Raw genomic sequence first — 24,322 nt, 5'->3', positions numbered from 1 at the left:
GTGACTGGGGCAATTTGTCCCATTTTTCACTAACGGATACAGGCAGACCACCCCTTTATCCTGAAATCGGTCAGCCATTGTGAAAAAATGCGCTACTAGCCCCGTGCGGCATTGGGGTAATTTGTCCAGTTTTTCACGAATTCTCGAATATGTGGGATAGGGGGATTGACGCATCAGAGCGATTGTGGTTTCTCATATGCCATTCATTATTTGCCTTGGTGGTACTGGTGATTCATGGATTCCCTCCACTTTTAAGCGGTTAAGGGGGGTAGGCAGTGGTCTTCACCTGGTTGAACCTCGCGATCGTGCTGGCGCTTGGTGCCGGCGCGGCGTTCGCCGCGGGTCCGCTCGCGGCGGCGCTCGTTTTTGCGCCCTCGTGGCACGGCGGGGACCTGTCCATGCCGTACGAGTGCGGCATGGAGCCGCACGGCGGCTCCTGGATGCGCTTCACCGTCAACTACTGGATTTACGCCCTCATCTTTCTGGCCTTCGACGTCGACGTCCTCTACCTCTTCCCGGTGGCCGCGCAGTACGTCCACTCCGAAGGGTGGATGCCCCTCGTCAAGGTGACCATCTTCCTCGTGGTGCTGGCCCTCGGCATCGTCTACTTCTGGCGGAAAGGAGTCTTCGCATGGCCGCGCCGGATCAACGGATAAGGCCGGTGGAGGGAGGTCTCGAGCCGCCCAGGCTCGACATCCCCGCCGTCAACCAGATCTTCGACCTGTGCCGGGCCATGTCGCTTTGGCCCATGACCTTCGGCCTCGCCTGCTGCGCCATCGAGATGATGGCCGTGGGCATGGCCCGCTTCGACATCTCCCGCTTCGGGGCAGAGGTCTTCCGTCCCTCGCCGCGCCAGTCGGACCTGATGATCGTGGCCGGCACCGTGGCCAAGAAAATGGCCCCGGCCGTGGTCAGGCTCTACGAGCAGATGCCCGCCCCCAAGTTCGTCATGGCGCTCGGCAACTGCGCCATCTCCGGCGGTCCCTTCTCCTTCAAGGGGCAGTACGGGATCGTGGAGGGCGTGGACAAGCTGGTGCCGGTGGACGTGTACGTGCCCGGCTGCCCGCCCCGGCCCGAGGGACTGCTCGAGGGCCTCTTCCAGATCCAGCGCAAGATGACCGGCAAGCGCTTCTGGCCCGTGCCCGAGATGCCGCCGGTCGAGGGAGAGCAGGCATGAACGGAAGGAGCGTCTCCTTCGCCCGCCTGTGCGCCTTCGGCGGCGACATGGGCAAGATGGGCATCGCCGAGATCGACCACGTCAAACCCTCCCAGATCCCCGGCGCCGCGCGCGCCATGCTCGAGAAGGGCTGGTTCCTCGAGACCATCGCCTGCCTGGATCTGCGCGAGGGCATCCTGATCAACTATTTCTACGCCCACTACGAGAAGCCCGGCCGCATGCTGGTGCGCACCCTGGTGCGCCAGGGCGAGGCCGAGGTGCCGTCCATCGCGGACATCTACCAGGGCGCGGAGTGGCACGAGCGCGAGGCCGCCGAGCTTTCCGGCGTGCGCTTCGCGGGCAACCCGAATCCGCTGCCGCTGCTCCTGGCCGAGGACGAGGAGAGCCATCCCCTGGTCCGGGCCTTCGAGGACAAGAAGCCCGCGTCCAACATCGTGGACGAATTCATCCGCGCCGAGTGCTGGCCCGCCTTCGTCTCCCGCGAGGAGATCGAGGCTGCGGCCGCCGAGGCCGCCAAGAAGGCGGAGGAGGCATCTGCCGCCGCCGAAAAGGCCGCCAAGGACAAGCCCGCATCCGCGGCCAAGGAGGGCGCTGCATGAGCTTCTTCCAGAGCGGCGACTTCTACACCAGGCATTTCCAGCCCACCGACAACGAGGAGACGCTGGTCGTCAACATGGGGCCGCAGCACCCGTCGACCCACGGCGTGCTGCGGATCATCGTGGAGCTCGACGGCGAGTACGTGAAGCGGTGCGAGCCGGTGCTCGGCTACGTGCACCGCATGCACGAGTTCATGGGCCAGACCAAGAGCTGGGTGCAGTTCTGGCCGAACATGGGCCGCGTGGACTACCTGCACGCCCTGGCCTGGAACTGGGCCTGGGCGGGCGCGGTGGAGCGGCTGGGAGAGATCGAGGTGCCCGAGCGCGCGGAGTACATCCGCGTCATCACCTGCGAGCTCAACCGCATCTCCTCGCACCTGCTGTGGTGGGGCGCCTACCTGCTCGACCTCGGCGCCTTCACCCCGATCATGTACGCCTTCGACGACCGCGAAAAGATCATGGACATGCTCCAGGAGCCCACGGGGTCGCGGCTGACCTACAGCTACTACCGCTTCGGCGGCGTCTCGGCCGACCTCTCGGACAAGTTCCTGAAGAGTCTCGCGGCCTTCGTGCCCTACCTGCGCTCGCGGCTGCCCATGTACCGCGACCTGGTCACGGAGAACGTCATCCTCAGGAAGCGCGTGGAGGACATCGGCCACATCGACGCGGACATGTGCCGCCGCTACGGCTGCACCGGCCCGGTCAGCCGCGGCGCGGGACTCGGCCACGACACGCGGCGCGTGGAGCCCTACTCGGTCTACGACCGCTTCGACTGGGAGGTTCCCGTCTACACGCAGTCCGACGCCTGGGCCCGCTACATGGTGCGCATGGACGAGATCGAGCAGTCGCTGCGCATCATCGAGCAGGCCGTGGCCACCATCCCGGCCGGTCCCTTCCTCGCCAAGACCGCGCCCAAGCCCAAGTGGAGCGCCCCCAAGGGCGAGACCTGCTTCGCCGTGGAAGGCGCGCGGGGCAAGATCGTCCTCTACGTCGCCAGCGACGGCGGCCGCACCCCGTACCGGGTCAAGCTGCGCTCGCCCTCGTACTCCAACCTGTCGTGCTTCGCGGAAGCAGGCCGGGGCGTGCTCCTGGCCGACGCGGTTTCCATCCTGGGAAGCCTTGACCTCGTCATCCCGGAGATAGACCGATGATGGACACCTCCTCCTGGACAATGCCCGACCCGTTCGCCACCACGCCGGACACGCTGATCCGCCTGGTGGTGGGCCTCGTCGCCCTGGCCGCCTTCGTGGGGGCGAACGCCACGGTCCTGGTCTACGTCGAGCGCAAGGTCGCCGGCTTCATCCAGCGCCGTCCCGGCCCCTTCGAGGTCGGCCCGCAGGGCATCCTGCAGACCATCGCCGACGCGGTGAAGCTCATGGGCAAGCAGCTCGTCACCCCCCGCGGGGCCGACGCGCTGCTCTTCTGGCTCGCGCCCATCGTCGGCTTCCTGCCGGTCTTCGTCATGTTCCTGCCCATCCCCTTCGGGGAGAGCACCTATGCGCTCAAGTGCAACGTGGGCGTGCTGCTGATCCTCGCCTTCGCGGGGCTCGGCGTGCTCTCGCTCTGCCTCGCGGGCTGGTCGTCGGCCAACAAATGGGGCCTCATCGGCGCGGCACGCGCGGTCTCCCAGAGCGTGGGCTACGAGATCCCGCTGCTCCTGGCCGTGCTCGCGGTCTGCTTCATGCGCGGCTCGCTCGACCTCTTCGAGCTCACCCGCGCCCAGGGGCCCTGGCCCTGGCAGTGGAACGCGGCCCTGCAGCCCGTGGCCTTCGTCATCTACTTCATCTGCGCCCTGGCCGAGACCAACCGCGCGCCCTTCGACCTGCCCGAGGCGGAGTCGGAGCTGACCGCGGGCTTCCACACGGAATACTCGGGCATGGGCTTCGGCCTCTTCTTCCTGGCCGAGTACGCGAACATGGTCGTGACCTGCTCCGTGGCCGCCGCCATCTTCCTGGGCGGCTACCAGGGCCCGGCCGTGCCCGGCCCGTGGTGGTTCCTGCTGAAGGTCTACGCCCTGCTGCTGATCATGATGTGGGCGCGCTGGACCTACCCCCGCGTGCGCTTCGACCAGCTCCTGAACCTCAACTGGAAGTGGCTCCTGCCGCTGGCCACGCTGAACCTGCTGGCCACCGCAGTGATCGTCAAGCTGTAGGGGAGGGGAGGACATGGGCGTCGTACACGAGATAAAGGAAGCCGTCCGGGGCATGAAGAGCCTTCTTGTGGGGCTCAAGATCACCGGCCGCGAGTTCGTCCGGCCCGAGGTCACGGTCCACTACCCGCGCAAGGTGGTGGAGAACGAGCACCTCGTCACCTTCCGCGGACACATCGAGCTGGTCGGGGCCAAGAACGACCCGGCCACGCCGCGCTGCATCACCTGCCTCATGTGCCAGAGCGTCTGCCCGTCGGGCTGCATCAAGATCGTCAAGCAGCCGCCGCCCAAGAAGGACCCGGCCAAGGAGGCCGCGGCGCCGCCCAAGGCGTACGCCTCAGGGCTCGAGCCCAAGACGTCGGCCAAGCCGCCCGCCAAGGAGAAGCCGGTCAAGACGCCCAAGGGCTTCATCCTCGACTACAACCTCTGCAGCCTTTGCGGCCTGTGCGTGCAGGCCTGCCCGGTGGATTCGCTGCGCTTCTCCACCGACATCTACCTTGCGGACTATTCCAAGAAGAGCTTCGTCTTCGACCTGATGGCCCGCCTCAAGGCCCAGGCGGCGGAGGCCGCCGCAGCGGCGCCCACGCCCGAGAAGGCACAGCCCGAGAAGGGGCAGGAGGAGGAATGATGGAAACCGCGGCCAAGGTCCTGTTCGCCTTCTACACCCTGTGCATCGTGGGGGGCGCGGTTTCGGCGGTGCGCTCCGCGAGCCTCGTGCGGGCGCTGCTCGGGCTCATCCTGGCGCTCTTCGGGGTGGCCGGGATGTACCTCCTGCTGAACGCGCCGCTGATCGCCATGATGCAGCTGCTCATCTACGTGGGCGCCGTGGTCATCCTCATCTTCTTCGCCATCATGCTGACCCGCTCGCCCGCGGGCGGCGAGGAACAGAAGCCGCGCCCCATGCGCAGCTACATGATCGCCCTGTTCGCCGCCGCCTTCCCGGGCGCGGTGCTCTTCTGGACCCTGGTGCGCCACGCGCCGGCCTCCATCGCCACGCCCACGGAGGTGCCCCCCGCGGTGCTGGGCCAGGGGCTCCTCGAGCCCTACGTCCTGGCCTTCGAGCTCATCTCGGTGATCCTGCTCGTGGCCATGTCCGGCGCCGTGGTCCTGGCCTTCAAGCACAAGAGAGGTGACAAGTGAGCGCCCTCGTCCTCTATCAGCTCGTGGCCGTCTTCCTCCTGTGCGTGGGGCTCTACGGCCTGACCTTCCGCAAGACCTTCGTGGGCATGCTCATCTGCGTGGAGCTCATGCTCAACGGCGCGGGACTGTCCATCGTCGCGGCGGCACAGCTCACCGAGGGCGACGCCGTCCTCGGGCAGCTCGCCTCGCTCCTGGTCATGGGCCTGGCCGCGGCGGAAGCCACCCTGGTCCTGGCCATCCTCATCGTCGTCGCCCGCCGCTTCGGACGGTCCGACGCAGACTCCGTCGCGGAACTCAGGGGGTAGGGAAGTGCAGATCGAAAGCGTTCGTCTCTTGGGGCCGCTGTTCGTCACCTTGCTGGCCCCCTTTCTCATCTACTTCCTGCGCCATGATCAGGACCAGCGCGAGGGCGTCTCCTTCACCGCGGCCGCGGCCGCCTTCGTGGGTGTGCTCTCGCTTGCCCCGGCCGTCCTCGCCGGGCGCATCTGGACCTACCACATGTTCACCATCCTGCCCGGCGTGACGGTGACGTTCTGCGCGGACGGGCTCTCGCTCGTCTTCGGGCTCATCGCCACCTTCCTGTGGATGCTGGTGACGCTCTACAACATCGGCTACATGCGCGGCCTGAACGAGCACGCCCAGACGCGCTACTACTTCTGCTTCGCGGTGGCCATCTTCGGCGCGGTGGGCGTGGCCTTCTCGGCCAACGTCTTCACCATGTACCTCTTCTACGAGGTCATCACGGTCTTCACCTACCCGCTGGTCGCCCACCACCAGGACGACGAGGCCTACACGGGCGCGCGCAAGTATCTGGTCTACCTCATGGGCACCTCGAAGATGTTCCTGCTGCCCGCCATGGTCCTGACCTACGTGCTCTGCGGCACGCTCGACTTCCACCTGGGCGACGTGATCATGGGCATGAACTTCCCCTGGCACCAGCACCCGTACCTGGTCACCCTGACCTACGTCCTGTTCATCGCGGGCCTGGCCAAGGCGGCGCTCATGCCCTTCCACAACTGGCTGCCCTCGGCCATGGTCGCGCCCACACCGGTCTCGGCCCTGCTGCACGCCGTGGCCGTGGTCAAGGCGGGCGTCTTCTGCGTCGCCCGCGTGGTCCTCTCGGGCTTCGGCATCTCGTGCATGTCCGGCCTGAACCTGGGCATACCGACGGCCTACCTGGCGGCCTTCACCATCCTGGTGGCCTCGATCATCGCCCTGTCCAAGGACGACCTCAAGGCGCGGCTGGCCTTCTCCACGGTCAGCCAGCTGTCCTACGTCATCATAGGCGTGACCATGCTCACGCCCATGGCGGTGCAGGGCGGCATCATGCACATCGCCAACCACGCCTTCTCCAAGATCACCCTCTTCATGGGCGCGGGCGCCATCTACGTGGCCTCGCACACCAAGAAGATCAGCCTCATGGACGGCATGGGACGGCGCATGCCGCTGACCTTCGGAGCCTTCGCGGTGGCCTCGCTGTCCATGATCGGCGTGCCCTTCGTCTGCGGCTTCGTCACCAAGTGGTATCTGGTCAACGGAGCCCTGCAGGCGCACCAGGTCATCCTGGTCATCGCGCTCCTGGGCTCGACCATCCTGAACGCGTCCTACTTCGGCCCGATCACCTACCGGGCCTTCTTCAAGAAGCCGGTCGAGGGCATGAACGTCGAAGCGCTCAGCGAGCCGTCTGCGGCCCTGGTCGTGCCCCTGCTCATCACCTCGACCATCTCGGTTCTCCTCGGTCTCTACCCCGAGGTGATCCTCAACTTCGTGCGCAGATTCGGCGGCTACTAGGAGGGCGGAAGTGAACGGACTCGGCAGATTCTTCTCCAAGCTGCGGGAGCTTCACGGACTCTGGCTGCGCCTCTTCCTGGCGGCGCTGGCGGTCCTCGTGGGGCTCAACCTCTTCATCCGGCCGCATGAACCCCACGTCCACGCCGAGGTCCTGCCCGGCTTCTGGGCGATCTTCGGGTTCGTCGTGGCCGTGGTCCTGGCCTTCGTGACCAAGGCCGTGCTGGCGCACATCCTCGACGTTTCGGAGGACTTCTACGATGATTAGCCCCGGCTTCTACCATCCGGCCGTGGCCTTCATCGCCCTGGCCGTGGCGCTGCCCTTTTTCCCGCCCCGGCTGTTCAAGTCCTGGCGGCTGCTCCTGCCCATCCCGGCGATCCTGGCCATCTGGTCGGTCTTCAGCATGGAGTTCATGTCGGACCCGGCGTCCATACATGCCTCCCTGCACTGGATGGGCTTCACCCTGAACATCGGCCGGGTGGACGCGCTCTCCCTGGTCTTCGCCAACGTCTTCGCCATCCAGGCGCTGCTCGGCTTCACCTACGCCTTCCACGTCAAGGAGAAGGCGCAGCACATCTCCGCGGCGCTCTACGTGGGCGGCGCCTTCGGCTGCGTCTTCGCGGGCGACTACCTGACGCTCTTCGCCTTCTGGGAACTCATGAGCGTGGCCTCGACCATGCTCATCGTGACCAACTGCAACGCCAACAAGCGGGCGGCGCGCGCGGGCCTGTGGTACTTCCTGGTGCACACCGCGGGCGGCCTGCTCATGCTCGCGGGGCTCCTGCTCCGCTACAAGGCCATCGGCACCTACTCCTTCGATCCGGTGGCGCCGGGGAACATGCAGTACTACGACTGGCTGATCCTCTTCGGCTTCGGCGTGAACGCGGCCTTCATCGGCCTGCACGCCTGGCTGCCGGACGCCTACCCCGAGGCGACCATCACCGGCGCGGTCTTCATGAGCGCCTTCACCACCAAGACCGCGGTCTACGTCCTGGCGCGCGCCTTCGCGGGCACGGAGTTCCTGGCCTGGATGGGCGCGATCATGGCGGTCTACGGAGTCGTCTACGCGACCATGGAGAACAACGCCCGGCGCATCCTCTCCTACCACATCGTCTCGCAGGTGGGATACATGGTCGCGGGCATCGGCATCGGCACGGCCATGACCATCAACGGCGCGGCCGCGCACGCCTATGCCCACATCCTGTACAAGGGCCTGCTGTTCATGACCGTGGGCGCGGTGCTCTACTCCGCGGGCACGGCCAAGCTCAGCGAGCTCGGCGGCCTGGCCTCGCGGCTGCCCCTGGTCATGATCTGCTACGTGGTGGCGGGGCTGTCCATCTCCGGCATGCCGGTCTTCAACGGCTTCATCTCCAAGACCATGACCATCGCCGGCGCCTTCGAGGACCACCAGTCGGCCATCGGCATCCTGCTCGAGATAGCGGCCGTGGGCACCTTCCTCTCGGTGGGCATCAAGCTGCCGTACTTCGCCTTCTTCGGCGGCAAGCCGGACGACGTGAAGCGGGAGCTGAAGCCCATCCCTTGGAACATGTACGCGGCCATGATCGGCGGGGCGACGCTGTGCACCGTGCAGGGCCTCTTCCCGAGCCTGCTCTACCGCTTCCTTCCCTTCCCGGAGATCGCGGCGGAGTATCACCCCTGGACCACCTGGCACGTGCTCCAGGCGCTCCTCCTGCTCGGCTTCACCGGACTCGCCTTCTACGTCCTGCGCGAGCTCATGAAGCCCCACGACCAGCGCAACATCGACTTCGAGCTGCTCTACCGGTTCATCGGCCGACTCTTCCTGGGGCTGGTGACCCGGCCCGCGGCCTGGGCCGACTCCGTGTGGACCGAGGTCTACCGCGTGGTGGGGCTGCGCGCCCTGCTTAGCGGCGGACGGTTCACCTCCTGGTTCGACGTCAAGGGCATCGACGGCGTGGTGGACGGCACGGCCTACACCACGCGCAGCGTGGGCGAGCGGGCGGCAACGGTCCAGACCGGCCGGCTCACGGATTACCTGGGATTGGCGGCGGCCCTGGCTTTCGCGGCCCTGGCCCTTGTCCTGTACGCCTTACGCTAGCGAAGGGGAGCGGAGAATGACAGAAGCGGGCTACCCGGTGCTCAGTGCACTCATCTTCTTCCCCGTGATCGCGGCGGGGATACTCATGCTCTTCCGGCACGAAGGCCTGGTCAGGACACTGGCCCTGTGGGCTTCCGCCGTGGAGTGCGTCCTGGCCATCCCGCTGGTGCGGGACTACCAACTGGCCCAGACCGGCTTTCAGTTCGTGGAACACGCGAGCTGGGTGCCCTCGGTCGGGCTCTCCTACTACCTCGGTGTGGACGGCCTGTCCCTGCTCATGGTCATCCTGACCGTGGCCATCCTGCCCTTGTGCGTGCTCTGCTCGTGGACCTACATCGGCAGGCGGATCAAGGAATTCCACATCTGCCTGCTGCTCATGACCTCCGCCTGCGTGGGCGTCTTCTGCGCCCTGGACTTCGTCCTCTTCTACGTCTTCTGGGAGGCCATGCTCATCCCCATGTATCTGCTCATCGCGATCTGGGGCGGGCCGCGGCGCAAGTACGCATCCATCAAGTTCTTCCTGTACACCCTGGCCGCCTCCACGCTGCTGCTGGTGGCCATCGTGGCTTTCGCCAAGGTCGGCGGCACCTTCTCGCTGCCGGACCTCATGAACAAGGAGTTCTCGGAGCGCTTCCAGTTCTGGGCCTTCCTGGCCATGGCCCTGGCCTTCGCCATCAAGGTCCCCATGTTCCCGTTCCACACCTGGCTGCCCGCGGCCCACGTCGAGGCCCCCTCGGCGGGCTCGGTCTTCCTGGCCTCGGTGCTCATCAAGATGGGCGCGTACGGCTTCCTGCGCTTCTGCATGACGCTGACGCCGCTGGCCATGGTCGAGCTCGCACCGTACTTCATCGCCCTGTCCATCGCGGGCATCCTGTACGGCGGCCTCATCTGCCTCGGGCAGACGGACATCAAGAAGCTGATCGCCTACTCCTCGGTGGCCCACATGGGCTTCTGCACCCTGGGCATCTTCGTCTTCACCCTGCGCGGCATCGAGGGCGCGCTGCTGGTCATGCTCAACCACGGCATCGTCACCGGCGGCCTGTTCATCATGGTCGGCGCCATCTACGAGCGCAGCCACAGCCGCGAGATCTCGGACAACCAGGGCATGGGCAAGTACCTGCCCGCGTTCATGGGCTTCTTCGGCCTCTTCGCCCTGTCCTCGCTCGGCTTCCCCGGACTCAACAGCTTCGTGGGCGAGATCTTCGTGCTCTTCGGCACCTTCGCCCACGACTGGCGCATAGGCCTCGTGGCCATCCCCGGCGCCATGCTCGGCGCGGCCTACATGCTGCGCCTGCTGCAGCGCATGACCTACGCGCCCATCGGGCAGCAGGCCTCGCCCAAGGGCAAGAGCTGGCGCGACCTCACGCTTCGCGAATGGGCCTACCTCACGCCGCTGGCCGTCTTCACCCTGGTCCTCGGGCTCGCGCCCGGCCTGGTCCTGCGCGTGTTCGAGCCCTCGGTGCAGAACCTGCTCAAGGGCTTCACCTCGCGGCAGACGGTCTCGACCTACCTGGCCGCGCACGAGGCGCCCGCACTCCTGGCCGCGAACGCCCTGCCGGGAATAGCCACCGCTAGCGAAAGGAGCGTGCCGTGAACTTCGACCTGCTTCGCGTCCTGCCCGAGCTCTTCCAGCTCCTTCTGGTGCTCGGCCTCTTCGTGCAGACCTGCTCCTCGCAGAAAAGCCAGGGCGAGGTCGCCTGGGTGCCCGCGGCCGCGGGCTTCGGCGTGCTCGTGGCCGCCGTCTCCCTGGTCCAGGCCGGCTCCGCGGCCATGTTCCACGGCGCCTACCAGATCGACGCCATGTCCCAGTTCTTCAAGCTGGCCGTGGCCCTCGGCTTCTTCGTGGCGGTGCTGAACGGCTGGGGCCAGAAGACCCTGGCCGACGAGAAGCGCACCGACTACCTGCTCTTCCTCGGCCTCTCGGCCTGGGGCCTCATGCTCCTTGCCTCCAGCGTGGAACTGGTGACCATGTTCGTGGCCCTCGAGGTCTCCTCCTACAGCCTCTTCGCCGTGGTGCCCCTGCGCGCCCGCTCCAAGAAGGCGGCCGAGGCGGGCATCAAGTACATCCTCTTCGGCGCGGCCGCCTCGGCGGTCTCGCTGTTCGGCCTGTCCTACATCATCGCGGGGCAGCACACGACCTACATCGCGGCGCTCGCGGCCAAGCCCTGGGGCTTCTCCGAGGCCCCCGTGGCCTGCCTCGGCCTCGCGCTCTTCCTCGCGGGCTTCTTCTACAAGCTGGCCCTGTTCCCGTTCCACTTCTGGGCCCCGGACGTCTACGACGGCACGAGCAACGAGACCGCGGCCTTCGTGGCCACGCTGCCCAAGCTGGGCGCGGTGGTGGTGCTGGTGCGCCTGGCCGCGCTGCTCCATCCGGGCGTGGGCGTGACCACCTTCATCGCGGTGCTCGGCGCCCTGTCCATGACCTTCGGCAACCTCGCCGCCCTGGCCCAGACGGACTTAAAGCGCCTGCTCGGCTACTCCTCCGTGGCCCACGCGGGCTACGTGACCCTCGGCCTGGTCGCGGGCACGTCCCTCGGGCTGGCGGCCGCGGCCTTCTACAGCCTGGTCTACCTGCTCATGAACCTGACCTGCTTCTGGGTCATCTGCCGCGTGGCCGACGACGGCCGCAACCTCTCGCTCTCCGACCTCGACGGCCTGGCCAGGCGCGCGCCCGGCCTCGCGCTCATTCTGCTCGTGGCGGCCTTCGCCCTGGTCGGCCTGCCGCCCACGGCGGGCTTCACCGGCAAGCTCTACCTGCTGACCGCGGCCTGGGACCGCGGCTACGACTGGCTGGTCATCGTGGCGGCGCTGAACACGGCCATCTCCATCTACTACTACCTGAACATGGTCCGCCACGCCTACACGCACGAGCCGGAGAACGCCCCGGCGGTCAAGGCACATCCGTGCTCCGTGGCCGTGGGCGGGCTGCTCGCCGCCTGCGTGCTGGCGCTCGGCGTCTTCCCGGCGCGCATCTTCGACATCGTGCTCACGGCGGGGAAGGCCCTGCTGCACTAAGGATTCGGATAGACAGCGGCTCGAGCCCCGGACCGTGCCCCGGTCCGGGCGCGCAGCGGAACCGGGGGGCTTCGTGAAATTGTTCGCGATGCTCCCCGGTTTCGTTTTTCCCGGCCAAGCGGCGCGGGATCAGGGCGGAGAGAGGGGAAGGACGGCTTCGTGAAATAGTGCACATGATTCCGGCCGAGGGTTTTGCCGCTGTGTTTCTTTTTTCACGTTTGGCGAATTCACTTCTCACTCCTCAAGCGTGTTTGCTAACGGGTCGGCATACCTCAGCTGCGTTCTCTGGCGGCCGACAAGGCAAGGAGGAGTCATGAGCAAGTATATGATCAAGACGAACAAGGACCGTTGCATCAGCTGCAAGGCGTGCGAGGTCCACTGCAAGTCCAAGAACCGCGTCCCCGTCGGCGCCAAGCTCGGCCTCCTGGTCAGCGTCGGCCCCGTGGCGCGGGAGGGTGAGCCCGCATACCTGAACCAGTTCATGCCCTGCTTCCAGTGCGAGAAGCCCTGGTGCGTGGCGGCCTGTCCGACCGGCGCCATGAGCCGTCGCGAGAAGGACGGCATCGTCTACGTGGACCAGGAGCTCTGCGTGGGTTGCAAGGCGTGCATCATGGCCTGCCCCTGGGAAATCCCCCAGTTCAACGAGGCGACAGGAACGGTGATCAAGTGCGACTTCTGCCGCGACCGCGTGGACGAGGGCCTGCGCCCCGCCTGCGTCACGGCCTGCACGTCGCACGCGCTGACCTTTCTCGAGCCCAATATGGACAGCGCCGAGGTGCGCAAGGCCTACGCGCTCGAGAAGTTCCTGACCCGCTAGGCGCGAGGGACCTCCCCGGGCGGGGAGTGGGGTGGACGAACCGTCAACATGTCAGAAGGAGGGTATTGGAAGTGAATCGCAAACATCTGTTCACGATGGCGCTGCTCGCCGCCGTCGGCGTTCTCGCTCTGAGCGGGATCGCCCACGCCGACGGACTGCAGGACGCCATCCAGGAAGCCATCACCGCGGGCAAGGTCGATGCGGCCGCCCCGGTCGGCTACATGGGCATCCCCGGCGCGCCTCAGGTCAACCTGCTGCTCGGCCTCATCTGGGCCGTGTGGGTCGGCTGGATCTTCTCCACGGTCGGCGCCTTCGGCGGCATCATGGCCTCCGTGGGCCACATCACCATCTTCGGTCTTGGTGACTACGCTTCCAAGAGCATCGGCAAGAAGCTGACGCTCAACAAGATCGTCACCGACTCCATCCGCGTGTCCAACCAGTACCTGGTCGGCACCTCCGCGGCCCTGTCCACCTTCAACTACTGGAAGATGGGCCGCCTGGTCCTGCCGCTGGGCGTGGCCCTGGCCGTGGGCTCGGTCTCCGGCTCCATCCTGGTGCCGATCCTGTCCGCGGGCAAGATCAGCCTGAAGATGTACCTGGGCTGGTTCGGCATCTTCGTCCTCTTCCTGGGCTGCTTCCTGACCTGGCAGCTTTCGCCGTCCGGACAGCGCACCCAGAAGAAGGCCAAGGAAGCCGCCAAGGCCTTCCAGGACAGCGTGAAGAAGATGAAGGAAGGCGGCGAAGTCGACCTGTCCGCCCAGGGCGTGCGCGTGAAGTCCTTCGCGCCCACCCGCTGCGTGTTCACCTTCTTCGGCGTGGAGTTCGACTTCAACCCGGTCATCCCGGTCATCGGCGGCTTCATCATCGCGGCCCTGGCGTCCTTCCTGGGCGTGGGCGGCGGCTTCCTGCTGGTGCCGTTCCTGACCTCCGTGGCCGGCCTGCCCATGTACCTGGTCGCCGGCACCTCGGCCATGGCCGTGCTCATCGGCATGGCGTCCTCCATCTTCTCCTACATGTTCCTCAAGAACGTGCCGGTGCAGTGGAGCCTGATCGGCGCCGAGCTCGTGGGCATCGTCATCGGCTCGCTGATCGGTCCCAGGACCTCCAAGTACCTGCCGGACAGGGCGCTGAAGATTCTCTTCATCGTCCTCGCCGTCTACGTGGGCCTGCGCTACACGACCAAGGGCTTCCTCGGTTACAGCATCGTGCCCCCGTTCTAGATCGCGAAGCGAAGATCAGTACGGCGGGCGGTCCTGTGGGGGCCGCCCGCCTTCCCCGAAACCTCGACCCGGTCCGCGGACGCGGACACCGCCCAAAAGACAGGCAGCCATGATCAAAAGCATTCTCGACGCGCTGTGCATCGCACCCTTCAAGGCCCTGATGCTTCTCGGCCTCCCCACCATGCTCTCCTTCCTCGGGGGCATCGTGGCGCTCTGCGTGCTGTGCACCGTGGTCGGCGAGCTGACCATGGCCCTGGCCTACTTCCTGAACCGCAAGCACTGGGCCAAGCTGCAGCGCGACATGGTCGTGCACCAGAACCTGTCCATCAAGGCCATCAAGCTCCGCGACAAGGAGAGCTACAAGGCCTGCAACACCATGGCCAACGAGGCCTTCGGTCTTTCCTTCTTCTCCGGTGTGGCGCTTTTCGCCGCTTCCCTGTGGCCGGCCTTCTTCGCCCTGGACTGGATGGGCACGCGCTTCGCCGCCGTGACCTTCGTCCTTCCTCTCCTGGGCAAGAGCGTGGGCTACACGTTCTTCTTCATTCCCCTCTACGTGGCTGTCCGCGTGGTCTTCGGGCGCTGGGTGAAGCCCCGGCTCTGGCCCTTCAACCGCATCAAGGCCTGGGTCAAGGCCAACGAGGACTGCGGTGAAGAGCTCATGAGCTGGGCGGACCTCATGGCGCCCGTGCCGGGAAAGGAGAACGGGAAGAGCGAAGGGCAGCATGCCGGCTGAGCATCCGCATACCTTTCTCCCCACCGGCCGCCGTGCGGCCGCCGCTCCCGAACTGAGCCGCGTGCACCTGTGCACCGGCGTCTTCCATCTTTTCTTCCTTCCGCCCAGGCACCTGCGCCAGCGTGACCTGGGCCCCAGCCCCCCGCTTCCTCTCTAGAGCTCCCTGGCCTTCCAGGGACGGACGCGCGTCGCCGCGAAGGGCAGAGCCCTTCCCGCCGGGTGCGCCCGTCGCAACGAGGCTCCCGGGCCGAAGCACCGGCCGCGGGAATCCGAGAACCGAAGGCGCGCCGTCGTGGTCATCGGCGGACGCGATCCGTGACGCGTGGTGCCGCTCGGCAGCCGCTCCCTTGCCGCATGGTCCCGGGCTCTCGGGCGCGAGGCCATGCGGTGAGACGGGCGGACCAGGCGGCATGTGAGGCCGCGCAACGGATCGCAGCAAACCTCAACGACGGAGTTTTGCGTATGAAGCGGAAGGTAGTGCTTTTCTCGGCCCTGGCCGCCCTGGCGGTCCTTCTCCTGGCCGCGGCCACCGCGCACGCGGGCGGCCTGGCCGATGCCATCGCCCAGGCGCCGCAGGGCACGGAGCCCGGGCAGATCGATCCCACCAAGGCCGCCGGGTTCCTGGGCATCGCGGGCGCGCCCACGGTGAACAGCATCGTGGCCCTGTTCTGGGCCGTGTGGGTGGGCTGGATCTTCTCCACGGTCGGCGCCTTCGGCGGCGTCATGGCCGGCGTCGGCCACATCTCGGTCTACGGCCTGGGCAACTACGCCAAGACCTTCAAGAAGACCGCGCCCACACTGAACAAGATGCTGACCGACTCGATCCGCGCCTCGAACCAGTATCTGGTCGGCCTCTCGGCCCTCATCTCGTCCATCAACTACTACAAGATGGGCCGCCTGGTGCTGCCGCTCGGCCTGACGCTCGGCGCGGGCTCGCTGCTCGGCGCCTGGGGCTCGAACATGCTCTCCGCGGGCAAGCTCTCCTTCTCGCAGTACCAGGGCTACTTCGGCCTCTTCGTCCTGGTGCTCGGCTGCTACCTCTTCTGGGAGACCTCCCCCGCGGGCCAGGCGTCCAAGAAGAAGGCCAAGGAGGCGGCCAAGGCCTTCGAGGCGAGCATGAAGGAGCAGAAGGCGGGCGGCAAGGTGGACATGGCCGCGCAGGGCGTGCGCGTGAAGTCCTTCTCCCTGTCGCGCTGCGTGTTCACCTTCTTCGGCGTGGAGTTCGACTTCAACCCGCTCCTGCCGGTTCTCGGCGGCATCGTCATCTCCGCCATCTCCGCCTTCCTGGGCGTGGGCGGCGGCTTCATGATCGTGCCCTTCCTGACCTCCGTGACCCAGCTGCCCATGTACATCGCCGCGGGCACCTCGGCCCTGGCCGTGCTCATCTCCATGATCACGTCCATCGCCACCCTCATGACCAAGGGCACGCCCATCGACTTCGGCATGGTCGGCATCGAGCTGGTCGGCATCTTCGTGGGCTCGCTCATCGGCCCGCGCACCTCCAAGTACTTCTCCGACATCTGGCTCAAGCGCCTCTTCATCGTCCTCGCGCTCTACGTGGGCATCGACTACGTGCTGCGCGGCTTCTTCAACTACCGCATCTTCGGCTAGTCTTCGCCTTCTCCGGGCCCCTGCAGGGGGCCCGGAGAAGGCTTTTCGTGCGGGCCGCTGAAAGAGCGTCGTCTGCGGCGTCGCCGCGAGAAAATCGAGCCCTCGCGTATGGGGAATACGCGTCGGACTCGATTTTTTCTTGCTCCTTGCATCCGGCGCTCTTTGAGCGGCCTTGGGGGGCGGGTTGTCTCTGGAGGGCGGACTTGGGGCTTCCGGCTGGTATCGAGGGAGGGGAGATGTGTTGGACATGGGCCCGTCGTCTTCGTTTCGTCAGCCGTCTCCGGTCGGGCTTGTCGCGGGCCGTGGGGCGCGCTAGCATGGCGGAAACACGGATGCCGGAGCCGACATGCACGAGATATCCCTTGGCGGAACCATTCGCGACTACCTGAGCGGCGAGGACGTGCCGAGCACCACCTACGAGGAGGTGCGCCAAGCCCTGGCGCGTATGCTGGTCGAGGAACTCGGCTACCCGCGCGAGCGGTTGCGCTCGAAGATCGGGGTGCGCTTTCCCATCGACGACCGCGAATACTGCCGGGTCGCGGATCTGGTGGCCTACGACGACGAAGACCGGCCCCTGCTCGTGATCATCTTCTGCTCCGGCATGCCCGGCACCTACGACCGCGAGACAGTGGCCGCGGCCCGGCTCATCCCGGGCGGCCCGGCCCCCCTGGCCGTGTCCACGGACACCAGGGACGCCGTCCTCCTCTCCGTGCCGGACGGCGAGCACCTGGACTCGGGCATGCACGCCCTGCCGCGCTGGAAGGACCTGCCCGCCCTGGCCGAGGGACGCCGCATGGAGCCGCTCAGCGGCAACCGCCTCCTGCGCGAGCGCCGCATCCTCTTCGCCTACAGCGAGTTTCTCACCAGCTGCTGCGAAGGCACTTGCTGTCCGATTCCGGGCCGCTGAAAAGGCGTCATCTGCTGCGTTGCTGCGAAAAGTCCAAACCCTCGCGTATGAGGAATACGCGTCGGGCTTGGACTTTTCTTGCGCCTTGCATCTGACACCTTTTGAGCAGCCCGGAGGTGGGGTCTAGCCGTTCCCCGGCAGGAACGATTCCAGCTTTCGGCCTCTCACGCCTAGGCGGCGTATGTCCTTCTGCCGTGTAATGGCGCGCGGAGGCGGTCAAGGGGTGACCCCTTGCGAGGAGGGTCCAGGGAGGGCGAGGAGCCCTCCCTGGTTCTTTTGCAGCCTGGGCCTCAGCCCTTGTTGGGAATGGGGGCGGGCCTTCTGGGCAGGGAGAGGGTGAAGGTCGTGCCTGCGGGGGGGGAGGACTCGAAGCTCACCTCGCCGCCCAGGTAGCGTTCCGCGAGCAGGCGCATGCCGTAGGTGCCCAGGCCTCGGTTGCGGCCCTTGGTGGAGAAGGAGCGCTGGAAGACGAAGGGCCGCACGCTGTCCGGGATGGTCGCGGGATTGTGCACGTGGAAGTGCACGCGCTGTGGGTCGGCGGAGCAGGAGAGCGTCACCGTGCCGCCGCTGTCCTCTGCCTCGAGCGCGTTCTTGACCATGTTGTCCAGCACCCGCTTGACCAGGATGGGGTCGCTCGCCAGCGGGGCGGGGCAGACCGCGCCCAGGGCCACGCGGTGGTTCCTGGCCAGGGGGTGTGTGCGGTAGATGGGCAGCAGGGCGCTCAGGAACGCCTCCGGGTCCATCTCCTCGGGCGAGACCTCCAGGCGGTCGTTCTCGGCGTCCAGGAGGTCCTTCTGGGCCAGGATCTCCTCGACCATCTGCTCGAAGTATCCGGCAAGCAGCCCGGCCTCCTCGCGCAGGGCGGGCGGGACCTCCTCGGAGAGGAACTGGATCAGGCCGCGCAGTCCGGTGGCCGTGTTCAGGATGTCGTGGAAGAAGATGTGCTCCAGGGCCTGGCGCCGCTTCTCGTCGCTGATGTCCTGCACCGAGAAGATGATGAAGTTCTCGCCGCCGATGTTCACGGGCTTGGTGTAGACGAGCAGGTCCAGGGACTGGAATCCGGCCGGGGCGTGGCGGGTCAGGCGGCACTCGCGCCTGGCCTCGCGCCCGGCCAGGGACTCGAAGATGGCCTGGGCCGCGCCGCAGTGGCGGCAGTTCCTGCCCGTTCCGCAGCCGCCCGGCGCCGAGGGCACCTGCTGGCAGCTGAGCGCCTCGCCGGGCCGAAGGCCGAGCAGTTTTTCGGCCGCGAGCCCGCCCGCCAGTTCTGCCGCCAGGTCGGCCGCCAGGTCCGCGGCCAGCTCCAGGAACATCTTGTTGAAGAAGACGATCTGCCGAAAAGAGTTGAGAATGAAGATGATGTGGGGCAGATTGTCCAGTACCTCGCGCACTTGCGAGGAATTGATGGCTTCGGCCTGCTGCCGCACGGTTTCCGGGGGCAGGCGGTCGGACGGGAGAAAGGGGATGACGGCGTTGTTCATGGCGGGGGCGCCTCGTTGGCTGGGATATATGTGGCGCCCTGCATACCATGCGGGGCTTGCGTTGCAAAGCCGGTTCCGGGGCGGCCCGCGATGATCGTCTGCACCCGCTGCGGCCGGGACAATCCCGACGACGCGCGCATCTGCGGCCAGTGCGGTCACAAGCTGCAGAGCGGGCGGCAGTGGGGGGCCTCGGACGGCCGACCGGGCGGCCTGCGGCCGGAGGACGGCGACCCCGACGATTTTTTCGATGACGAGGGGGAGTCGGGGCTGGCCGACGAATCCATCCCCTACCGCGACCTCGTGGGGCGCGGGGGCGTCTTCCGCAAGCATCTCGAGGCCTGGGCCTACCTCGCCATCCTCGGCGCGGCGGCGGGCGCGGCCCTGCACTACATGACCCTGGTGCCCATCTGGTGCGCCCTGCCCGCGGTGGCCCTGCTGGCCTGGCTCAGGCGGCTGTAGGACGCCGCTTGCCGCGCCTGCCGGAGCGGGCGCGCCTCGGGCTCTGCCGACGCGGGGCCTCTCCCGAAGCTCTTCTTCTCAGGAATCCCTTTTCAGGGCTTGCCCGGCGCGGTGCACCGGATCTTGACGGTCTTGTCGCACATGGTGCCGGCCACGGTGGCGGAGACGGTGCGGGCCTTCTTGTCCACGGCGTAGGGCACGGTGACGCGCAGGCGTCCCCAGGCCGTGCTGGAGAGGACCAGGCTGTCCGGCTGGGCCACGCAGTAGAAGTCCTCGGAGGACGAGGCGTAGAAGGAGTTGAAGAGGTAGGCCGTGCCCACGGTGCGCACCAGGTTGTAGTCCGCGACCTTCTTGCAGGTCACCGCGGCCAGGGCCTTCTGGCAGAGGCAGCCCATGACCTGCCCGGTGTCGAAGGCGGGTTCGTCAACGTTGGGCGCGGGCAGGATGATGGGCAGGTCCTGCACGTTCATGTTCGGGGGGAAGGCGGGAGATGTCTGGCCCTGCAGGGGCTGCTGCGCTCCGCCCTGGCCGTTCTGCGGGGCCGCGGGGGCGGAGGGGGCCGGGGGACCCGCCTGCTGCGCGAGAGCGTCTGCCGGGGAGAGGGCGGCGACGAGGGGCGCCAGGGCGAGGAGGCAGGCCAGGAGCCCGGTCCGCAGGCAGGCGGACAGGAGAGAGGAGGGCAGGGAGGTCGTGCGCACGCGCGCGGGCCTCACGAGAAGTCCAGGAAGATCTGGAAGCCCCTGGTCGAGTCGGTTTCGCATTGGTTCTTGCATCCGGCGCACTGAAAGCTCCCGGGTTTGTGGAACCAGACCGCACGGCGGGGTTGGGGGCAGCTGAAGAACTCGTAGACCGAGGAGTCGACGGTGCCGAGGAAGAGGCGGTAGCCCGCCTTGAGCAGATATTCCTTGAAGCGCACGCGCTTACTCCGGCCTGACGCGCCTACTCGAAGCTGACCTCCACCGTGAACTCGCCGAACTCGGTCTCGAAGGGGACGGCCATGATGGGCGACGAGACCACATGGGAGATGGTGTGGTTGGCCCCCATGATGACCGTGGGCGTGGCCGCCTGGAAGACGTAGCCCATTTCGGAGAGGCCGCGGCGGGCCTGCCCTGAGATCATGTTGGTCACTTCGCCGACGGCGTCCTTGACGTCCTGTATGATGTCCTCGATCTCGCCACCGAGCATGTTCTTGACGATGGCGACGGCGCAGTCCTTGGTGAAGGTCACGGAGATGGTGCCGTTCTTCTCCCCGGTGATGCCGATCACACCGGTGACGTCGCCCTGGGCGACGTTGTCCTTCTTGACGTAAGGCTTGCCCGCTTTGGGCTGGACCATGGCCATGGTGGAAAGGACGTCCACCGTGGCTTTGATGAACGGCTTGGCGATATTAATATCCACGTCGTCTCCTTGGCGTTCGTGGCTTCGATCGGCACAGCGGGAGCACACGGACCCAAAAGCCCGCCCCCCCAACACCGTGTACTTGTATAACCAGTGCCCGGCCTTGGCAAGCCCGCTCTCCGCGCGGGGTCCGGGGAAGAGGGAATGAGGGGATTGCCTACTTGGCGTTGAGCGATTTTACAGGTATGCTCATATCACCCCTCGTAGCGGAAGAAAAAAATGCACCAGCCCTTTCCTCCGTCCCGGACGGACCTCGGCCACCCGGACCTGCTGTGCGGCGTCAGCATCCTGCATGTCGAGGACGACTCCATCATCCAGTTCCATATGCACACCATCCTCGGCAAGCTGGTGCGCGAGCTGCACTGTGCGGCCGACGGGCTCGAGGGGCTCGAGCTCTACCACCGCCTGAAGCCCGACGTGGTCGTCTCGGACATCCGGCTGCCGCGCATGAACGGGCTGGACATGATCGCGGCCATCCGCGAGACCGACCCCGAGGTCCCGGTCATCGTCACCTCGGCCTACAGCGACGCCGACTACCTGCTGAAGGCCATCGAGCTCGGGGTGGACAAGTACCTGATCAAGCCCTTCGACCACCGCCAGGTGATCAGGGCCGTGTCCCGCGCCGCGGAGAGCATGGCCCGGCAGCGCGAGGTCAACGAGGCCAACCGCTTCAACCGCATCCTGCTGGACATCAACCCGGGCTTCATCGTGGTCGTGGACCAGGGCGAGGTGGAGTACGTCAACCGCACCTTCCTCGAGTTCATGGGCTACTCCTCGCTCGAGGAGTTCATCCTGGCGGGCAGGGGGATAGAGGATTTCATCGAGAACATCTCGGGCCACCACGACAGGACCCGCGTCAGCCAGTGGCTGCACGAGATCGTGGCGGCGCAGTGCCAGGACGTGGTGGTGCGCCTGCGCGGGCCGCAGGGCGAGGAGAGCCGGGCCTATCTGGCGACCCACAACCGCTTCCCGGACACGGACAAGTACGTCATCGTCCTGACCGACATCACGCCCATCGACGACGAGCGCAGGAGCCTGGCCTCCCAGGCCAGCACCGACCACCTGACCGGCATCTGCAACCGGCTGCGCTTCAGCGAGGTCCTGCACCAGGAGCTGAACCGCGCCCGGCGCTACGGCATCCCCTTTTCCCTGGCCATGTTCGACATCGACGACTTCAAGCGGGTCAACGACGCCCACGGCCACGAGATAGGGGACCGCGTACTCATCGAACTGGCCCAGCTCGTGGGGCTCAACATCCGCGCCAACGACGTCTTCGCGCGCTGGGGCGGCGAGGAGTTCATGCTCGCGGTCCCGGGCTGCGACCTGGAGCAGACCACGCACATGGCCGAGAAGCTCCTGCGCCTCATGCACGAGAATCCCGTGGGGCCGGAGAATGGGATCACCTGCAGCTTCGGCGTCACCTCCTACCACCACGGCGAGTCGCAGGAGCATCTCCTGCGCCGGGTGGACGAGGCGCTGTACACGGCCAAGCGGCGCGGCAAGAACTCGGTCGTGGCCGTCTGAGCCGGGCCTGCCCGGCCCTTCCCCGGCGGGCCTTCTTTCGTTCGTCCTGGGGCGGCGCCTGACGCGGCGCCCTGAATCCGTCTAGTTCGATCGCCCGGCGTCGCCGCCGGAGGGCTCGCGTCCTTCGGGAGAGCCGGCGTCGCCGCCCGGCCCATTGCCCGGCCCGTTGCCCGGGGCATTATCCCGGCCGTGCAGATTGCGCAGCCTGGCGGCGAAGACCCTGTCGCGGCCCTCGGACTTGGCCGCGTACAGCGCCCGCGTCGCCTCCTCGACCAGGTGCGCCGGGAGGGCCTGCGAGCTGGGCACGAGGGAGGCCACGCCCACGGAGACGGTCAGCATCTCCTCGCCGTCCGTCCCGCGCCGGGGAATGCGCAGCCCGCGCACCAGCTCGCGGACGTCCTCGGCTACCACGACCCCGCCCATCTCGTCCGTGTCCGGCAGGACGATGGTGAACTGCTGGCCCCGGCCCTGGTCGGCGAAGTCGCCCGGCCTCTTCAGCCGCTGCTCGATGGCTTCGCCCACCCGCTTCAGGGCGACGCGGCCCGCCTTGGCGCCGTTCTTGTCCACGTAGCCCTTGAAATCGTCCATGTCCGCCACCAGCACGCACAGCGGCAGGTGGTGGCGGCTCGCCCGCCGCCATTCCCGATCGAAGGCGATCTCGAACTCGGCGTCGCGCTGTCCCTGGGCGGGGGCGCCGTCGGCAGTCTCGCTCCACGGCGCCAGATCTTCCATGTCGTAGTAGACCACGGAGGGGCGCATGCTGCCCACGGGCAGGGAGAGGGTGTAGCGGGCGATGCCGTCCTCGCGGTCGTAGCTGAAGACGCCGCCCATGCCCTTGAGCAGCCGGTAGCACAGCGGCAGGCCCAGGTGCTCGGACTCGGCGTCGAAGGGCAGCAGGGAGCGCTCCGGCGCGTCCAGGGCGTGCGCCTCCGAGGGAGCCACGAGCTCCACGAGCACGCTCGATCCGTCGAGCCCGGTGCGCATCACGGCCTCGCTGTCGTGCGGCATGTGCTGCAGGCAGTGCAGCACCAGGTTGACCACGACCTGGCCGAGCACGTCCGGGTCCACGGCCACGAGCGGCAGGTCGTGCACGAACTCGCGGCGGCAGACCGCGCCGCGCTCGGACATCTCCTGCGCCAGCAGGGCCAGGCATTCGCTCAGGATGTGGTTGATGGACGAGGGCTTGGGCGCCATGCGCAGGGGCTTCAGGTAGTCGCGGATGCGCGAGAGCAGGCTCTCGAGGCGCGCGGTCTCGCGCAGGATGATGTCCACGTCGCCGCTCTCGGGATGGCTCTGCTTGAGGCGCCGCGCGAAGCCGCCGATGGCCACCAGCGGGTTCCTGATCTCGTGCGAGACCTCGGCCGAGATGGTGCCGAGCATCTTCAGCTTCTCGTCCTGGACCAGGGTCTTCTCCAGGAGCACCCGCTCGCTGATGTCCATGATCACGCCGTCGAGCGAGGCGCCGCCCGGTGCCCCGGTGAAGCTGAAGCGGGGCATGGATTTCAGGAGCACGTGCACCGTGCCTCCCTGCTGGTGCGTGAGGCGCGCCTGCAGGGTGAAGGGGGAGTGGTGGTCCATGGCCTCGCGCAGGCGGGAGAGCACGCGTTCGCGGTCGTCGCGATGCAGCCGCTGGGCCAGGAAGTCGGGCACGGCCGCCGCCTCCTCCGGGGTGAAGCCGAGCATGGGCAGGCAGGCGCGGTTGATGAAGGAGAGCGTCAGGTCCTCGCGCAGGGAGAAGATGATCAGCGGGATGTTCTGGACGAGGTGGTCGTAGCGCAGGCGGGCCTGGAAGGCCAGGTCCACCAGGGCGCTGCGCTCGCGCAGCCGGGCCAGGGCCAGGGCGACCTCGCCCGGCTCCAGGGGCACGCGCACGAACTCGCAGGCGCCGAAGCGCATGGCGTGCACCGCGTCCTCGGCGAATTCCGGGGCGGAGACGAAGATGATGCCGAGCCCAGGCGCGACCGATTTCAGCCGCTCCGCGACCTCGAAGCCGCTTTCGCCAAGGTGGCGCACGGACACGAAGGCGGTTTCAAAGCGCTCGCGGGAAAGCGCCTGCGCGGCCTCGTCCGGCGTGGCCGCGCACACGGGCTCGACGCCCGAGCGCGCGAGCACGTCGCACAGCACCCTGCGCCGTTCGGCGTCGTTTTCCACGACAAGGACGCGTTCCGAGTCGGACATGGCCTCCCCCTCCACGCAGGAGAACGGTCTGGACTATCCCCTCTTAGCTCCTTC

25 protein-coding genes are annotated in these 24,322 nt (G+C 67.1%); 20 read left to right on the top strand and 5 right to left on the bottom strand.

The genetic code is table 11. The annotated features are described in order from the left end of the window. The first annotated feature begins 275 nt into the window (after positions 1–275). The 18 genes from DSX2_RS05285 (at position 276) to DSX2_RS05200 (ending at position 17,231) form a co-directional block, all read left to right on the top strand. On the top strand, positions 276–656 hold the full coding sequence (locus tag DSX2_RS05285; RefSeq protein ID WP_020880123.1) for an NADH-quinone oxidoreductase subunit A: 381 nt from the start codon (positions 276–278) through the stop codon (positions 654–656). Next, complete coding sequence (locus DSX2_RS05280) at positions 632–1,177, top strand: NADH-quinone oxidoreductase subunit B (protein ID WP_020880122.1); 546 nt, start codon at positions 632–634, stop codon at positions 1,175–1,177. Before DSX2_RS05285 ends, DSX2_RS05280 begins: the two co-directional genes overlap by 25 nt. After that, complete coding sequence (locus tag DSX2_RS05275; protein ID WP_020880121.1) at positions 1,174–1,776, top strand: NADH-quinone oxidoreductase subunit C; 603 nt, start codon at positions 1,174–1,176, stop codon at positions 1,774–1,776. The genes DSX2_RS05280 and DSX2_RS05275 overlap by 4 nt, the downstream gene beginning before the upstream one ends. Next, the gene (locus DSX2_RS05270) at positions 1,773–2,924 is read left to right on the top strand and encodes an NADH-quinone oxidoreductase subunit D (RefSeq protein WP_020880120.1); all 1,152 of its coding nucleotides are present in this window, start codon (positions 1,773–1,775) and stop codon (positions 2,922–2,924) included. The genes DSX2_RS05275 and DSX2_RS05270 overlap by 4 nt, the downstream gene beginning before the upstream one ends. Then, positions 2,924–3,925: an NADH-quinone oxidoreductase subunit NuoH gene (gene nuoH, locus DSX2_RS05265; RefSeq protein WP_172640009.1), complete on the top strand. Its 1,002-nt coding sequence runs from the start codon at positions 2,924–2,926 to the stop codon at positions 3,923–3,925. The genes DSX2_RS05270 and nuoH overlap by 1 nt, the downstream gene beginning before the upstream one ends. A 13-nt stretch (positions 3,926–3,938) precedes the next feature. Then, the gene (locus tag DSX2_RS05260) at positions 3,939–4,550 is read left to right on the top strand and encodes a 4Fe-4S binding protein (protein ID WP_020880118.1); all 612 of its coding nucleotides are present in this window, start codon (positions 3,939–3,941) and stop codon (positions 4,548–4,550) included. Then, the gene (locus tag DSX2_RS05255) at positions 4,550–5,062 is read left to right on the top strand and encodes an NADH-quinone oxidoreductase subunit J (RefSeq protein WP_035040863.1); all 513 of its coding nucleotides are present in this window, start codon (positions 4,550–4,552) and stop codon (positions 5,060–5,062) included. The genes DSX2_RS05260 and DSX2_RS05255 overlap by 1 nt, the downstream gene beginning before the upstream one ends. Then, a complete protein-coding gene (gene nuoK / locus DSX2_RS05250; protein ID WP_020880116.1) occupies positions 5,059–5,367 on the top strand; it encodes an NADH-quinone oxidoreductase subunit NuoK in 309 nt (102 codons plus the stop codon). Before DSX2_RS05255 ends, nuoK begins: the two co-directional genes overlap by 4 nt. 4 nt (positions 5,368–5,371) lie before the next feature. Beyond that, positions 5,372–6,853 carry a monovalent cation/H+ antiporter subunit D family protein gene (locus DSX2_RS05245; RefSeq protein ID WP_020880115.1) on the top strand — a complete coding sequence of 494 codons (1,482 nt, stop codon included), beginning with the start codon at positions 5,372–5,374 and terminating at the stop codon, positions 6,851–6,853. Between the two features lie 10 nt (positions 6,854–6,863). After that, positions 6,864–7,118: a hypothetical protein gene (locus DSX2_RS05240; protein WP_020880114.1), complete on the top strand. Its 255-nt coding sequence runs from the start codon at positions 6,864–6,866 to the stop codon at positions 7,116–7,118. Next, on the top strand, positions 7,111–8,928 hold the full coding sequence (locus tag DSX2_RS05235) for a Na(+)/H(+) antiporter subunit D (protein ID WP_020880113.1): 1,818 nt from the start codon (positions 7,111–7,113) through the stop codon (positions 8,926–8,928). The genes DSX2_RS05240 and DSX2_RS05235 overlap by 8 nt, the downstream gene beginning before the upstream one ends. Positions 8,929–8,944: 16 nt before the next feature. After that, the gene (locus tag DSX2_RS05230; RefSeq protein ID WP_020880112.1) at positions 8,945–10,522 is read left to right on the top strand and encodes a NuoM family protein; all 1,578 of its coding nucleotides are present in this window, start codon (positions 8,945–8,947) and stop codon (positions 10,520–10,522) included. Beyond that, the gene (locus DSX2_RS05225; protein ID WP_020880111.1) at positions 10,519–11,943 is read left to right on the top strand and encodes an NADH-quinone oxidoreductase subunit N; all 1,425 of its coding nucleotides are present in this window, start codon (positions 10,519–10,521) and stop codon (positions 11,941–11,943) included. Before DSX2_RS05230 ends, DSX2_RS05225 begins: the two co-directional genes overlap by 4 nt. A gap of 313 nt (positions 11,944–12,256) precedes the next feature. Beyond that, positions 12,257–12,760 (top strand): 4Fe-4S dicluster domain-containing protein, encoded by a 504-nt coding sequence (locus DSX2_RS05220; RefSeq protein ID WP_020880110.1) that lies wholly within the window; start codon positions 12,257–12,259, stop codon positions 12,758–12,760. Between the two features lie 95 nt (positions 12,761–12,855). Continuing rightward, positions 12,856–13,980 (top strand): sulfite exporter TauE/SafE family protein, encoded by a 1,125-nt coding sequence (locus DSX2_RS05215; RefSeq protein WP_035040790.1) that lies wholly within the window; start codon positions 12,856–12,858, stop codon positions 13,978–13,980. A gap of 109 nt (positions 13,981–14,089) precedes the next feature. After that, the gene (locus tag DSX2_RS05210) at positions 14,090–14,713 is read left to right on the top strand and encodes a hypothetical protein (RefSeq protein ID WP_020880108.1); all 624 of its coding nucleotides are present in this window, start codon (positions 14,090–14,092) and stop codon (positions 14,711–14,713) included. 462 nt (positions 14,714–15,175) lie between these two features. After that, positions 15,176–16,324, top strand: a complete 1,149-nt coding sequence (locus tag DSX2_RS05205; RefSeq protein WP_020880107.1) for a sulfite exporter TauE/SafE family protein — start codon at positions 15,176–15,178, stop codon at positions 16,322–16,324. A 346-nt stretch (positions 16,325–16,670) separates the two neighbouring features. Continuing rightward, positions 16,671–17,231: a type I restriction enzyme HsdR N-terminal domain-containing protein gene (locus DSX2_RS05200; RefSeq protein ID WP_020880106.1), complete on the top strand. Its 561-nt coding sequence runs from the start codon at positions 16,671–16,673 to the stop codon at positions 17,229–17,231. A 290-nt stretch (positions 17,232–17,521) separates the two neighbouring features. Here the strand turns inward: DSX2_RS05200 and DSX2_RS05195 are convergent, their stop codons facing one another. Further along, positions 17,522–18,709, bottom strand: coding sequence for a HAMP domain-containing sensor histidine kinase (locus DSX2_RS05195; protein WP_020880105.1), 1,188 nt, complete (start codon positions 18,707–18,709; stop codon positions 17,522–17,524). Between the two features lie 90 nt (positions 18,710–18,799). On the opposite strand from DSX2_RS05195, the gene DSX2_RS05190 reads away from it, so the two are divergent. Next, positions 18,800–19,168, top strand: a complete 369-nt coding sequence (locus DSX2_RS05190; RefSeq protein WP_020880104.1) for a zinc ribbon domain-containing protein — start codon at positions 18,800–18,802, stop codon at positions 19,166–19,168. A gap of 92 nt (positions 19,169–19,260) precedes the next feature. On the opposite strand, the gene DSX2_RS05185 is transcribed toward DSX2_RS05190, so the two are convergent. Genes DSX2_RS05185 through DSX2_RS05175 form a run of 3 tightly spaced genes read right to left on the bottom strand, consistent with a single transcriptional unit; the run spans position 19,261 to position 20,566 of the window. Continuing rightward, complete coding sequence (locus DSX2_RS05185; protein WP_020880103.1) at positions 19,261–19,866, bottom strand: hypothetical protein; 606 nt, start codon at positions 19,864–19,866, stop codon at positions 19,261–19,263. A gap of 11 nt (positions 19,867–19,877) precedes the next feature. Further along, positions 19,878–20,084 (bottom strand): hypothetical protein, encoded by a 207-nt coding sequence (locus tag DSX2_RS05180; protein ID WP_020880102.1) that lies wholly within the window; start codon positions 20,082–20,084, stop codon positions 19,878–19,880. A gap of 23 nt (positions 20,085–20,107) precedes the next feature. After that, positions 20,108–20,566: a chemotaxis protein CheX gene (locus tag DSX2_RS05175; RefSeq protein ID WP_020880101.1), complete on the bottom strand. Its 459-nt coding sequence runs from the start codon at positions 20,564–20,566 to the stop codon at positions 20,108–20,110. A 219-nt stretch (positions 20,567–20,785) separates the two neighbouring features. Here DSX2_RS05175 and DSX2_RS05170 point away from each other — a divergent pair, with 219 nt between their 5' ends. Continuing rightward, entirely contained in the window at positions 20,786–22,090 is a 1,305-nt protein-coding gene (locus DSX2_RS05170) for a diguanylate cyclase (protein WP_020880100.1), read from the top strand. 81 nt (positions 22,091–22,171) lie between these two features. Here DSX2_RS05170 and DSX2_RS05165 read toward each other — a convergent pair whose 3' ends face one another. Beyond that, positions 22,172–24,268: a diguanylate cyclase gene (locus DSX2_RS05165; protein ID WP_020880099.1), complete on the bottom strand. Its 2,097-nt coding sequence runs from the start codon at positions 24,266–24,268 to the stop codon at positions 22,172–22,174. Between the last annotated feature and the right edge of the window lie 54 nt (positions 24,269–24,322).

The sequence above is a fragment of the Desulfovibrio sp. X2 genome, assembly GCF_000422205.1.
In the GTDB taxonomy this organism is placed as follows: domain Bacteria; phylum Desulfobacterota; class Desulfovibrionia; order Desulfovibrionales; family Desulfovibrionaceae; genus Alkalidesulfovibrio.
Note: the sequence above shows the minus strand (reverse complement) of the source record. Positions and strands in the feature narration are given on the sequence as shown.